12 protein-coding genes are annotated in these 12,004 nt (G+C 70.3%); 1 reads left to right on the plus strand and 11 read right to left on the minus strand.

Going from position 1 to position 12,004, the window contains the following annotated elements:
• Positions 1-27: 27 nt before the first annotated feature.
• Positions 28-2,556, minus strand: a complete 2,529-nt coding sequence (locus OO69_RS41365) for an ATP-dependent Clp protease ATP-binding subunit (protein WP_033286115.1) — start codon at positions 2,554-2,556, stop codon at positions 28-30.
• Between the two features lie 442 nt (positions 2,557-2,998).
• Here OO69_RS41365 and OO69_RS41370 point away from each other — a divergent pair, with 442 nt between their 5' ends.
• A complete protein-coding gene (locus OO69_RS41370; protein WP_033286116.1) occupies positions 2,999-3,646 on the plus strand; it encodes an SCO3374 family protein in 648 nt (215 codons plus the stop codon).
• On the opposite strand, the gene OO69_RS41375 is transcribed toward OO69_RS41370, so the two are convergent.
• The 10 genes from OO69_RS41375 to OO69_RS41420 all read right to left on the minus strand — a co-directional run bounded on the left by OO69_RS41375 (position 3,625) and on the right by OO69_RS41420 (position 11,834).
• A complete protein-coding gene (locus tag OO69_RS41375; protein WP_033286117.1) occupies positions 3,625-3,960 on the minus strand; it encodes a histone-like nucleoid-structuring protein Lsr2 in 336 nt (111 codons plus the stop codon). The two genes, OO69_RS41370 and OO69_RS41375, sit on opposite strands and share 22 nt — an antisense overlap.
• Before the next feature lie 224 nt (positions 3,961-4,184).
• Positions 4,185-4,718, minus strand: coding sequence for an amino-acid N-acetyltransferase (locus OO69_RS41380; RefSeq protein WP_019064250.1), 534 nt, complete (start codon positions 4,716-4,718; stop codon positions 4,185-4,187).
• 9 nt (positions 4,719-4,727) lie between these two features.
• Positions 4,728-5,117 (minus strand): BlaI/MecI/CopY family transcriptional regulator, encoded by a 390-nt coding sequence (locus OO69_RS41385; RefSeq protein WP_033286118.1) that lies wholly within the window; start codon positions 5,115-5,117, stop codon positions 4,728-4,730.
• 144 nt (positions 5,118-5,261) lie between these two features.
• The gene (locus OO69_RS41390; protein WP_033286119.1) at positions 5,262-5,441 is read right to left on the minus strand and encodes a hypothetical protein; all 180 of its coding nucleotides are present in this window, start codon (positions 5,439-5,441) and stop codon (positions 5,262-5,264) included.
• 47 nt (positions 5,442-5,488) lie between these two features.
• Positions 5,489-6,139 carry a hypothetical protein gene (locus OO69_RS41395; RefSeq protein ID WP_033286120.1) on the minus strand — a complete coding sequence of 217 codons (651 nt, stop codon included), beginning with the start codon at positions 6,137-6,139 and terminating at the stop codon, positions 5,489-5,491.
• A 272-nt stretch (positions 6,140-6,411) separates the two neighbouring features.
• Positions 6,412-7,209: a type III pantothenate kinase gene (locus OO69_RS41400; protein WP_033286121.1), complete on the minus strand. Its 798-nt coding sequence runs from the start codon at positions 7,207-7,209 to the stop codon at positions 6,412-6,414.
• Between the two features lie 2 nt (positions 7,210-7,211).
• Positions 7,212-8,189, minus strand: a complete 978-nt coding sequence (nadC, locus tag OO69_RS41405; protein ID WP_033286122.1) for a carboxylating nicotinate-nucleotide diphosphorylase — start codon at positions 8,187-8,189, stop codon at positions 7,212-7,214.
• A gap of 5 nt (positions 8,190-8,194) precedes the next feature.
• Positions 8,195-9,913 carry an L-aspartate oxidase gene (locus OO69_RS41410; RefSeq protein WP_033286123.1) on the minus strand — a complete coding sequence of 573 codons (1,719 nt, stop codon included), beginning with the start codon at positions 9,911-9,913 and terminating at the stop codon, positions 8,195-8,197.
• On the minus strand, positions 9,910-10,917 hold the full coding sequence (gene panC / locus OO69_RS41415; protein WP_033286124.1) for a pantoate--beta-alanine ligase: 1,008 nt from the start codon (positions 10,915-10,917) through the stop codon (positions 9,910-9,912). Before panC ends, OO69_RS41410 begins: the two co-directional genes overlap by 4 nt.
• Complete coding sequence (locus OO69_RS41420; RefSeq protein WP_033286125.1) at positions 10,914-11,834, minus strand: Rossmann-like and DUF2520 domain-containing protein; 921 nt, start codon at positions 11,832-11,834, stop codon at positions 10,914-10,916. The genes panC and OO69_RS41420 overlap by 4 nt, the downstream gene beginning before the upstream one ends.
• Positions 11,835-12,004: the final 170 nt, after the last annotated feature.

A 12,004-nucleotide genomic window follows, 5' to 3' on the forward strand; every position in this document is an offset into this window, starting at 1 on the left:
CAGCCGTAAAACCCAAACCGCTGAGCCTTACGCCTCCTTGCTCAAATTCGGACCCGCGCCACCAGCGGCCGCATCCTCGATCGGCGGCACATCGGGAAGCGCCGACTTCTCCTCACCCCGGAAGGTGAAGGTCTTCGCGTCGCCCTCGCCCTCGACATCCACGACCACGATGTGACCGGGACGCAGCTCGCCGAAGAGGATCTTCTCCGAGAGCGTGTCCTCGATCTCGCGCTGGATCGTGCGCCGCAGCGGACGCGCGCCCAGCACCGGGTCGTAACCCTTCTTGGAGAGGAGCTCCTTCGCGGCCTGGGAGAGCTCGATGCCCATGTCCCGGTCCTTGAGGCGCTCGTCCACCTTGCCGACCATGAGGTCGACGATCTGGAGGATGTCGTCCTGGGTGAGCTGCGGGAAGACGACGACGTCGTCGACACGGTTGAGGAACTCGGGGCGGAAGTGCTGCTTGAGCTCGTCCGAGACCTTGTTCTTCATGCGCTCGTAGTTGGACTTCGTGTCACCCGTGGCCGCGAAGCCCAGGTTGAAGCCCTTGGAGATGTCACGGGTTCCAAGGTTGGTCGTCATGATGATGACCGTGTTCTTGAAGTCCACGACCCGGCCCTGGGAGTCGGTCAGGCGACCGTCCTCCAGGATCTGCAGAAGGCTGTTGAAGATGTCCGGGTGGGCCTTCTCGACCTCGTCGAAGAGGACGACCGAGAACGGCTTGCGACGGACCTTCTCCGTGAGCTGGCCGCCCTCTTCGTAGCCCACGTAACCGGGGGGCGAACCGAAGAGACGCGAGACCGTGTGCTTCTCGCTGAACTCCGACATGTCGAGGGAGATCAGCGCGTCCTCGTCACCGAAGAGGAACTCCGCGAGCGCCTTGGACAGCTCGGTCTTACCGACACCGGACGGACCGGCGAAGATGAACGAACCACCGGGACGCTTCGGGTCCTTGAGGCCCGCACGCGTACGACGGATCGCCTTCGAGAGCGCCTTGACGGCGTCCTTCTGGCCGATGACCCGCTTGTGGAGCTCGTCCTCCATGCGCAGCAGACGCGAGGACTCCTCCTCCGTGAGCTTGAAGACCGGGATGCCGGTGGCGGTCGCGAGGACCTCGGCGATCAGCTCGCCGTCGACCTCGGCGACGACGTCCATGTCGCCGGCCTTCCACTCCTTCTCCCGCTTGGCCTTCGCGGCAAGAAGCTGCTTCTCCTTGTCGCGGAGAGAGGCCGCCTTCTCGAAGTCCTGGGAGTCGATGGCCGACTCCTTGTCCCTCCGCACGCCCGCGATCTTCTCGTCGAACTCGCGCAGGTCCGGCGGCGCGGTCATCCGGCGGATGCGCATCCGGGAACCGGCCTCGTCGATCAGGTCGATCGCCTTGTCCGGCAGGAAGCGGTCCGAGATGTACCGGTCGGCCAGCGTGGCGGCCTGCACGAGCGCCTCGTCCGTGATGGAGACACGGTGGTGCGCCTCGTACCGGTCGCGCAGACCCTTGAGGATCTCGATGGTGTGCGGCAGGGACGGCTCCGCGACCTGGATGGGCTGGAAGCGGCGCTCGAGAGCGGCGTCCTTCTCCAGGTGCTTGCGGTACTCGTCCAGCGTCGTCGCACCGATGGTCTGCAGCTCACCGCGGGCCAGCATCGGCTTCAGGATCGAAGCGGCGTCGATGGCGCCCTCGGCGGCACCCGCACCGACCAGCGTGTGCAGCTCGTCGATGAACAGGATGATGTCGCCGCGGGTGCGGATCTCCTTGAGGACCTTCTTCAGGCGCTCCTCGAAGTCACCGCGGTAGCGGGAGCCGGCGACCAGCGCGCCGAGGTCCAGGGTGTAGAGGTGCTTGTCCTTGAGGGTCTCGGGCACCTCGCCCTTGACGATGGCCTGGGCGAGGCCCTCGACGACGGCGGTCTTGCCGACGCCGGGCTCACCGATCAGGACCGGGTTGTTCTTCGTACGGCGGGACAGCACCTGCATGACCCGCTCGATCTCCTTCTCGCGCCCGATGACCGGGTCGAGCTTGGACTCACGAGCGGCCTGGGTGAGGTTCCGGCCGAACTGGTCGAGGACCAGGGACGTCGAGGGGGTGCCCTCCGCAGGGCCGCCGGCGGTGGCGGTCTCCTTGCCCTGGTAACCGGAGAGCAGCTGGATCACCTGCTGCCGCACACGGTTGAGATCAGCGCCCAGCTTGACCAGGACCTGGGCGGCGACGCCCTCGCCCTCACGGATCAGGCCGAGCAGGATGTGCTCCGTGCCGATGTAGTTGTGGCCCAGCTGAAGGGCCTCGCGGAGCGACAGCTCCAGGACCTTCTTGGCACGGGGAGTGAAGGGGATGTGACCGGACGGTGCCTGCTGGCCCTGTCCGATGATCTCCTCAACCTGCTGGCGGACCGCCTCAAGCGAAATGCCGAGGCTCTCCAGGGCCTTTGCGGCGACACCCTCACCCTCGTGGATCAGGCCCAGGAGGATGTGCTCGGTGCCGATGTAGTTGTGGTTGAGCATCCGGGCTTCTTCCTGAGCCAGGACGACAACCCGCCGCGCGCGGTCGGTGAACCTCTCGAACATCGTTAATCGCTCCTCAGAGCGGTCAGGCAGTAAGGGGACGCTCCCCTCCCTGTCCTTCCGCAGCTTAGTCCCGCAAGCGGGGACCGCTCATTCCAACTGCCGACACCGGACCGAGAACCAACACTGCCTCCTGAACCGTAACGCCGACATCTGCTCCAACCTGATGGTGCGAGACGATGTTCCCGCAGGCCAGGCAGTTACCCTCACCATGAGTACGCCGATGGCGAACGTGAGACGCCCTTTTCTGCGTGTCGCCCCCTCCCACTAGGGATTGTCTTACCCGCACGGACTGACACTCCATGCCGTTCGCACCGGTTCCCTCCGCTACGGGCGAACAACCTTGCGCCGCGCCGCACCCCCGAACGCCCCCGCAACCCGCACCCAGCGCATTCGTTGGACCACCCAGCGTAACTCCCGGCCCGCTTCGGCGGTTGCTCTTGGCATGGTTCGCACAGTCCCCCCTCTCGGCACGGTCCCGCTCCCCCGCCGCCCGCGCGATCCGGACGACCGGCGGCGGAACTGGTACGAGAACGAACTGGGGTGGCGCACGGTGCCCGGAGAGCCGCTACGGCTGATCACGGGCCTGCGTTTCGACGTCCTGGACGTGCCGGTCGAGGCCGGTGCCGCGGCGCTGTGGCGGCTGGGTCCGGATTCTCCGGTGGCCGTGCAGGGCGACCGGATGCGGCTGCTGGTGGCCGCGGGCAGCGCGGAGGAGCTTCCGGGGCTGCTGGACTGGCTGGAGTGGGGCGCTCTGGCGCCGGCGCTGGATCTGGTGGCACTGGGCGCGGACGGGCTCATGGAGGCGCCGTCGTTCCCCGGGGCGAGGCCCGCAGGGGCGCCGCTGCCGGGCGCGGGGGCCGCGAGGGCGCGACCGCTCCCCGCGGGCGGTTCACGTCCCTTGCAGGGGGCCGCCGTATGGCTGCGACCCCCCGAGCCGGGGTGCGAGGTCGAGGCCTCGCTGCCGACAATGTCGGCCGTGGGGGGCATCGGTCATGCCCCTGATCTCGTACGACTTGTGGACACGGTGGCCACACAGTGCCACCGGGTACGGCTGCGGCGCTCGTGCGCTCAGCCGTTGGCCTTCTCGTAGGCCTCGCGAATGGCCGCGGGAACACGGCCGCGGTCGTTCACGTCGTGGCCGTTCTCCTTGGCCCACGCGCGAATCTGCGCGGTGTCCTGGCTGCCACCGGTTGCGGCGCGTGCCTTTCCGCGACCACCCGAAGCGCGGCCACCGGTACGGCGCCCACCCTTCACGTAAGCGTCGAGAAGTCCACGGAGCTTGTCCGCATTCGCGGTGGTGAGATCGATCTCGTACGTCTTGCCGTCCAGCGCGAACGTCACCGTCTCGTCCGCCTCGCCGCCGTCGAGGTCATCGACAAGAAGGACCTGAACCTTCTGTGCCACCGGATTTCCTTTCATCGATTACTTGCGGGTCTGGGGTCTGCGGCGTCCGCCGTTTCGCCGTCCCCTGTTATATGCAGTACTGCAGTACGTCGGAAAGCAAACCGCTTTTGCTGGAAAAACACAAACCCCTGGGAGAGACCGAGTGACCTCCCTCGCCCAGAAAGATGCGCGTTTCGGACATAGGGAACCTGGGCAGGGCGACCCGGCCGAATTGGGGGACGCGATCACAGATGCAGAAGCATCCGGCTGTTGCCCAAGGTGTTCGGTTTCACTCGTTCGAGACCGAGGAACTCCGCCACGCCCTCGTCATAGGAACGCAACAGCTCCGCGTAGACATCGGTGTCGACCGGTGTCTCACCGATCTCCACGAAGCCGTGCTTCGAGAAGAAGTCCACTTCGAAGGTGAGACAGAAAACGCGACGAACGCCTAGCCAGCGAGCCGTGTGCAGCAACTTCTCCAGCAACTGATGGCCCACACCGGCACCCTTCAAGCCGGGCTTCACCGCGAGAGTGCGGACTTCCGCGAGGTCTTCCCACATGACATGCAGTGCCCCGCAGCCGACGACCTCGGCGTTGTCGTCCCGTTCGGCGACCCAGAACTCCTGGATGTCCTCGTAAAGAGTCACCGTCGCTTTGTCGAGCAGGATGCGACCGCGGACGTAGGCGTCAAGGAGTCGGCGCACCGCCTCGACATCGCCGGTCCTGGCCCGCCGGACGGTGATGGCTTTCGCGGTGACTTCGGGGTGCTCTGCTGACATGAGCGGACGCTATCGCCCGCCCCTGGAGGGCGTGGAGCCGGGGTTCTGGACGCCATCCGCGGGTTCGGGTGTTTCCGGTCCCTGGACGATGCGTACGGCGCTGCGGAGGGCCTCGCGCTGTTCGTCGCTCATCATCCCGAAGAAGGCCACGAGAGCGGCGGCGGGGTTGTCGCTCTGGGACCAGGCGTCGTTCATCAGGGCGGCGGAGTAGGCGGCCCGTGTGGAGACCGCCTCATATCGATAGGCCCGGCCTTCCGCCTCACGGCGCACCCAGCCCTTCTGATGGAGATTGTCCAAAACGGTCATCACCGTGGTGTACGCGATCGACCGTTCCTGCTGAAGGTCTTCCAGGACTTCTCGAACGGTCACCGGGCGGTTCCACTTCCACACCCGCGTCATGACCGAGTCTTCGAGTTCTCCCAATGGGCGAGGCACAGCTCAGAACCATAGTGGAAAAGGAACAAAAAGGGCGTACGACTCGGAAAGCACGCGTGCGCGTGCGGGAGTCGTACGCCCTTGAAGGCGCCGGGGAAAACGGAGGGTTCAGGCGTCGGCAGCCGAAGAGGCCTGGCGGGCGCTCTCCGCGCGCGCGATGGCGGCGTCGACGGCCGCGTCCTCCTTGGCCTTCATGGCCCCGCCCTGGGTCTTCACGATGACCCGGATCAGTCCGATGAAGAACACGGCCATGACGACCGGGGGCACGAGCGCGGAGACATAGTCCATGCCTCCAGAGTAGCCACGGGCCCCAAGGAGGACGGGGCGGGGTCGGTTCAGCCGGCGGCGAGTTGCTGCGACGGGTTCGCGGGAGGCGGTGCCGGTTTGCGCCGGGGGAAGACCTCGCCGGGGGTGGGGATGGGCCGGGACGGCTTCGGCGCCGAGGGCGCGGGCGTCGGCGCGGGCCGCTCCACGGGCTTGCGCACGGGCTCCTTGGCGTCCTCCCCGACCGGTTCGCCGTCGGCCGCGCGAAAGCCGCCGGAGAGGCCTCCAGGGAGCGCCAGGAGGCGGGTGCGCGAGGCGGGGACGGTCGGGGCGGCGGCCCTGGCGGTCGTACGACGGGCGAGACGCGCGCGTACGTCCTGCTCGGCGAGGGTGAGGCAGCGGTCCAGGAGGACGGCGGCGGAGGGGTTCCCGCGCAGCGCTCTCAGCGCGGAGAGGTCGTCGACGTCCGGGCGGTACCCGGCGCCGAGCGCCTCCTCCAGGAGGGTGAGGTAGCCGGCGGTGGTGCCGGGCAGGGCGGCGCGGTACCGGGCGAGGTCGGCGACCAGGAAGGCGCGCAGCCGGACTCCCTCGTGTACCGCCTCGTCGAGCGATTCGGCGAGCCGAAGACAGTCCTGGACGTCCTCGGCCGAGGCGGTTCTGGGCTGGAGGGCGAGGGCGAGAGCGCGACGGAGCACACGCAGCTCCTCCGCACCGAACGCCATGCCGCCGCGGGATCCGTATGGCGTGGGCATGGGGCGACGATACGCGCTAATCAGACAAATTCGACATAGGGGGCGGGTGTGGCGCGGGGTTTTCGCCGGACGGCGGGGGTGGGGATGGGGTGCGGGTCGGCGAGGGTGGCGCCACACGCGCGGGGTCATCTCGGTGAGGCACTCGCCGGCCGGGGTGTCGGTCGGCAGCACCACGCGCGCGGGTCACACCCGAGACGCTCGTGAGACGACCGAGCAGCCCCTTGTGTGCCCCGCGCGCGTGATCACATCCGCGAGACGTTCCGCTCGTACACCAGCCGCAGGCCGATCAGGGTCAGCCAGGGCTCGTGCTCGTCGATGACCGAGGCCTCGCCCAGGACCATCGGGGCGAGGCCGCCGGTCGCGATGACGGTGACGTCCTCGGGGTCGTCGGCCAGCTCCTTGACCATGCGGTTGACGACGCCGTCGACCTGGCCGGCGAAGCCGTAGACGATGCCCGACTGCATGGCCTCGACGGTGTTCTTGCCGATCACGCTGCGCGGCCGGGCCACCTCGATCTTGCGGAGCTGGGCGCCCTTGACGCCGAGGGCCTCGACCGAGATCTCGATTCCGGGGGAGATGACACCGCCGATGTACTCCCCGCGCGCGGAGACCGCGTCGAACGTGGTCGCCGTACCGAAGTCGACGACGATCGCCGGGCCGCCGTAGAGCTCGACCGCGGCGACCGCGTTGATGATGCGGTCCGCGCCGACCTCCTTGGGGTTGTCGGTGAGGATCGGGACGCCGGTCTTGACGCCCGGTTCGACGAGGACGGCGGGCACGTCGCCGTAGTAGCGGCGGGTGACCTCGCGCAGTTCGTGCAGGACGGACGGGACGGTGGCGCAGATCGCGATGCCGTCGATGCCGTCGCCCAGCTCCTCTCCGAGGAGCGGGTGCATGCCCATGAGGCCCTGGAGGAGGACGGCGAGTTCGTCGGCGGTGCGGCGCGCGTCCGTGGAGATGCGCCAGTGCTCGATGATCTCCTCGCCGTCGAAGAGGCCCAGGACGGTGTGCGTGTTGCCCACGTCGATCGTGAGGAGCATGACTACTGCGCCTCGCGGAGGTCGAGGCCGATGTCCAGGATCGGCGCGGAGTGGGTCAGGGCTCCTACGGCGAGGTAGTCCACCCCGGTGTCGGCGTACTCCTTGGCGTTGTCCAGGGTGAGCCGGCCCGAGGCCTCCAGGGCGGCGCGGCCGGCGACGATGCCGACGGCCTCCGCGCACTCGTCGGGCGTGAAGTTGTCCAGCAGGATCAGGTCGGCGCCGGCGTCCAGGACGTCGCGGAGCTGGTCCAGGGTGTCGACCTCGACCTCGATCGGCACGTCCGGGAAGGCCTCCCGTACGGCCTCGAAGGCCTGCGCGACGCCGCCCGCGGCGACCACGTGGTTGTCCTTGACGAGGGCCGCGTCCGAGAGGGACATGCGGTGGTTGACCCCGCCGCCGCTGCGGACCGCGTACTTCTCCAGGGAGCGCAGTCCCGGCGTCGTCTTGCGGGTGTCGCGGACCTTCGCCTTCGTGCCCTCCAGGGCGTCGGCCCACGCGCGCGTGGCGGTCGCGATGCCGGACATGCGGCACAGGATGTTGAGCGCGCTGCGCTCGGCGGTCAGCAGGTCGCGCGTGCGCGTGGTGACCGACAGGAGCTTCTGTCCGGCCTCCACGTGGTCGCCGTCCTCCACGTGCCGCTCGACCTCGAACTCGTCGGTGCAGACCACGGAGATCACCGCTTCGGCGACCCGGAGGCCCGCCACGACACCGGCCTCGCGCGCGGTGAAGTCGGCCGTGGCGACGGCCTCTTCAGGGATGGTCGCCACGGTCGTCACGTCGACGCCGCCTGCCAGGTCCTCCTGGAGGGCGACATTGGCGATGTCCTCGACCTCCAGGGGGTCGAGTCCGGCGTCCGCCAGGAGCTCGGCGAGCGCGGGGTCGAGGCCGCACTCCATGTACTCCGCGTCGGCGCCCGCGCCGCAGGCACAGCCGTCGCCGCAGCCACCGCTGTCGGCGAGGGGAAGGTCGTGGGTGCTCACGTCTGTCACTGCTCCTGGGGACGGTGCTGCCGGGTCGGGGGGAAGTCTGCGGTGTCCGTGGTGTGTACGGCCAGCGTGCGGTCCGGATTCAGCCGTACGACGATGTGGCGCCGCCACGAGCTGTCGTCGCGGTCGGCGTGGTCCTCGCGCCAGTGGCAGCCCCGGGTCTCCTCGCGCTGAGCCGCGGCGGTGACCAGGACACGCGCCACGCACAGGAGGTTGGTGGCCTCCCAGGTGTCGACGCCGGGCTCGGCGGTCTTGCCGTTCTCGTCGAGGGCGTCGCGGGCGTCGGTGTGCAGCTGCTGGAGCTGTGCGGCGGCCTTCGCGAGGGACTCGGCGGAGCGCAGGACGCCCGCGCCCTCGGTCATGATCCGCTGGATCGCGAAGCGGGCCTCCGGGGCGAGCAGCGGGTGCGCGGGCTTCTGGGGGTGCGGGACCAGCTCGGGCACACGCGCGTGGAGGGCGTTCCCGGCCTGGTTCCCGGTGATGTCGGCGACGATCCGCTCGGCGTAGACGAGGCCTTCGAGGAGGGAGTTGGAGGCGAGCCGGTTCGCGCCGTGCACGCCGGTGCAGGCGACCTCGCCGCACGCGTACAGCCCGGGGACGGTCGTACGGCCCCGGGAGTCGGTGCGGACGCCCCCGGAGGCATAGTGGGCGGCCGGGGCGACCGGGACGGGCTCGGTGACCGGGTCGATGCCGTGGCTGCGGCAGGCGGCGAGGATCGTCGGGAAGCGGTGCTCCCACATGTCGGCGCCGAAGTGCCGGGCGTCCAGGAACATGTGCTCGGCGTCCTGCTCCAGCATCCGCCGTGTGATGCCCTTGGCGACGATGTCCCGGGGCGCCAGCTCGGCGAGTTCGTGCTGGCCCACCATGAAGCGCACGCCCTCGGCGTCGATCAGGTGGGCACCCTCGCCGCGCACCGCCTCGGAGACGAGGGGCTGCTGGCCCTCCGCGTCCGCGCCGAGGAACAGCACGGTCGGGTGGAACTGCACGAACTCCAGGTCGGAGACCTCGGCACCCGCGCGGAGGGCGAGCGCGACCCCGTCGCCGGTCGACACGGACGGGTTGGTGGTCGCCGAGAAGACCTGCCCCATGCCACCTGTCGCGAGGACCACGGCGGGCGCGTGCACGGCACCCACACCGTCGTGCTGGCCCTCGCCCATGACGTGCAGGGTGACGCCCGCGGTACGGCCTTCCGCGTCGGTCAGCAGGTCCAGCACGAGCGCGTTCTCGATCGTGCGCAGGCCACGCGCGTGTACGGCCTCGACGAGCGCCCGGGAGACCTCCGCGCCGGTCGCGTCGCCGCCCGCGTGCGCGATCCGGCGCCGGTGGTGACCGCCCTCGCGGGCCAGCTCCAGCCCTCCTTCGGAGGACTCGTCGAAGTGGGCGCCGGTCTCGATGAGCCGCCGTACGGCGTCGGGGCCCTCGGTGACAAGGATCCGTACGGCCTCCTCGTCACACAGGCCCGCGCCGGCGACCAGGGTGTCGTCCAGGTGCTGTTCGGGGGTGTCGCCCTCCCCGAGGGCGGCTGCGATGCCCCCCTGGGCCCAGCGCGTGGAGCCGTCGTCGAGGCGGGCCTTGGTGACGACGACCGTCCGCAGCCCGGCCGCCTCGCAGCGCAGGGCCGCCGTCAGACCGGCCACTCCGGAGCCGACGACCACGACGTCCGCGTCGATGGACCACCCGGGGGCGGGTGCGTGCAGTCGTATGCCTGTGCTGGTCACGAGGCGGCTCCGAGGGTTCCGAAAGCGAGTGGGATGTTGTCGATCAACCGGGTCGTCCCGACCCGGGCGGCGACGGCGAGGACGGCCTCCCCGGTGAAGTCCTCGTCGACGTCCGTGAAGTCGGACGGGTCGACCAGGGCGAGGTAGTCCAGCACGAGCGGTGGGTCCAGACGGGCCGCGTCGTCGAGGACCAGACGGGCGGCCGCGCGGACGGACGCCGGGTTGCCGGGACCGGGGGCCGCCTTGGCGACTGCGTGCGCGTCGGCCGCCGCGCGGGACTCCCCTATGGCGCTGAGCGCCTCGGCACGCGCGTGCGTGGCGGGCACCTCGCGGGCCCGCGCGCGGAGCGCCTCCTGGGCGGCGTGCCGGTCCCGGCCCGCGAACAGGGCCTGGGAGAGGGCGAGCGCGGTACGCCGCTCCCGGGGGGACAGATAGCGGTTGCGGCTGGACAGCGCCAGGCCGTCGGCCTCGCGCACGGTCGGCACGCCGACGATCTCCATGCCGAAGTTCAGGTCGCGCACCATGCGGCGGATCAGGGCGAGCTGCTGGGCGTCCTTCTGGCCGAACAGGGCGGCGTCGGGGCGGGTGAGGTGCAGCAGTTTGGCGACGACGGTGAGCATGCCGTCGAAGTGGCCGGGGCGGACCGCGCCCTCCAGGCGTTCGCCCATGGGGCCAGCCGAGATGCGCACCTGGGGTTCGCCGTCGGGGTAGACCTCGTCCACGGAGGGCGCGAACACGACGTCGGCGCCCGCCAGTTCGGCGATCTTGAGATCGGCGTCCAGGGTGCGCGGGTAGCGGTCGAGGTCCTCGCCCTCGCCGAACTGCAGCGGGTTCACGAAGACGGTGACGACGACCTCGCCGTCCGGTCCGGCGATCTCGCGCGCGGTGCGGACCAGCGTGGCGTGGCCCTCGTGGAGAGCGCCCATCGTCATCACGACGGCGCGACGGCCCGCACGCGTGCGTGCGTGGAGTTCGGCGGCGGTGCGCAGCAGGGTGGCGGTCATCCGGCATCTCCCTCGGTGCCGTTGGCGAGCACCCCGAGGAGGTCCTCGGCGAGCTCCGGCTTCAGCAGCCCGTGGGCCAGGGCCCGGTCGGCGGTCGCGCGGGCCATCGCCAGATAGCCGGCGACGGTCTGGGGCGCGTGCTTGCGCAACTCGGTGACATGCGCGGCGACGGTGCCCGCGTCCCCGCGCGCGACGGGGCCGGTGAGCGCCGCGTCGCCGGAGCGCAGGGCGTTGTCCAGGGCGGCGCCCAGCAGCGGGCCCAGCATCCGGTCGGGGGCCTCGACGCCGGCCGTGCGCAGCAGCTCCATGGACTCGGCGACCAGGGTCACCAGGTGGTTGGCGCCCAGCGCGAGGGCCGCGTGGTAGAGCGGGCGGTTCTCCTCGGCGATCCACTCGGGCTCGCCGCCCATCTCGATCACCAGGGCCTCGGCGGCCAGCCGCAGCTCCTCGGGCGCGGTGACCCCGAAGGAGCACCCGGCGAGCCGCTGGACGTCCACCGGAGTGCCCGTGAAGGTCATCGCGGGGTGCAGGGCCAGCGGCAGCGCGCCGACCCGCAGAGCGGGGTCCAGGACCTGCGCGCCGTACCGCCCGGAGGTGTGCACCAGCAGCTGGCCGGGGCGTACGGCCCCGGTGTCGGCGAGGCCTTCCACGAGACCGGGCAGGGCGTCGTCCGGGACGGTCAGCAGCACCAGGTCGGAGCGCTCCAGGACCTGCGCGGGCGTGACGACCGGCACGTCCGGGAGCATCAGCGCGGCCCGTCGCCTGGACGCGTCGGACACCCCGGAGACGGCCACCGGGCGGTGCCCCGCCAGCTGGAGCGAGGCGGCCAGCGCGGGGCCCACCCGGCCGGCGCCGACGACACCGACGGCGAGCCGCGCGGGGCGGTCCTTGGGCTCTGGCTGTTGGAATGTACTCACGCGACGGCGGCCTTCCCGTTCCAGTCCGCTCCGGGTACCGGACGATTTCTCGTCATGTTAACGCGATCGGTTCGAGGGGCGTCCGGTTGTCCACAGGCTGTGGGCTGTCGCACAGCCGTGCCGTACGGGAAAGCCCGTGGAAATCCGGGTGCTCCCGCGGACCCGCGCCA

Source organism: Streptomyces sp. NRRL F-525 (genome assembly GCF_000716605.1).
Classification (GTDB): domain Bacteria; phylum Actinomycetota; class Actinomycetes; order Streptomycetales; family Streptomycetaceae; genus Streptomyces.

Bases quoted from the DNA above. Each gene is read 5' to 3' on its own strand.
- panC (WP_033286124.1), bottom strand. From the start codon at position 10,917: ATGACCGCCACCCTGCTGCGCACCGCCGCCGAACTCCACGCACGCACG.
- OO69_RS41390 (WP_033286119.1), bottom strand. From the start codon at position 5,441: ATGGACTATGTCTCCGCGCTCGTGCCCCCGGTCGTCATGGCCGTGTTC.
- OO69_RS41365 (WP_033286115.1), bottom strand. From the start codon at position 2,556: ATGTTCGAGAGGTTCACCGACCGCGCGCGGCGGGTTGTCGTCCTGGCT.
- OO69_RS41385 (WP_033286118.1), bottom strand. From the start codon at position 5,117: ATGACGCGGGTGTGGAAGTGGAACCGCCCGGTGACCGTTCGAGAAGTC.
- OO69_RS41400 (WP_033286121.1), bottom strand. From the start codon at position 7,209: ATGCTCCTCACGATCGACGTGGGCAACACGCACACCGTCCTGGGCCTC.
- OO69_RS41395 (WP_033286120.1), bottom strand. From the start codon at position 6,139: ATGGCGTTCGGTGCGGAGGAGCTGCGTGTGCTCCGTCGCGCTCTCGCC.
- OO69_RS41370 (WP_033286116.1), top strand. From the start codon at position 2,999: ATGGTTCGCACAGTCCCCCCTCTCGGCACGGTCCCGCTCCCCCGCCGC.
- OO69_RS41380 (WP_019064250.1), bottom strand. From the start codon at position 4,718: ATGTCAGCAGAGCACCCCGAAGTCACCGCGAAAGCCATCACCGTCCGG.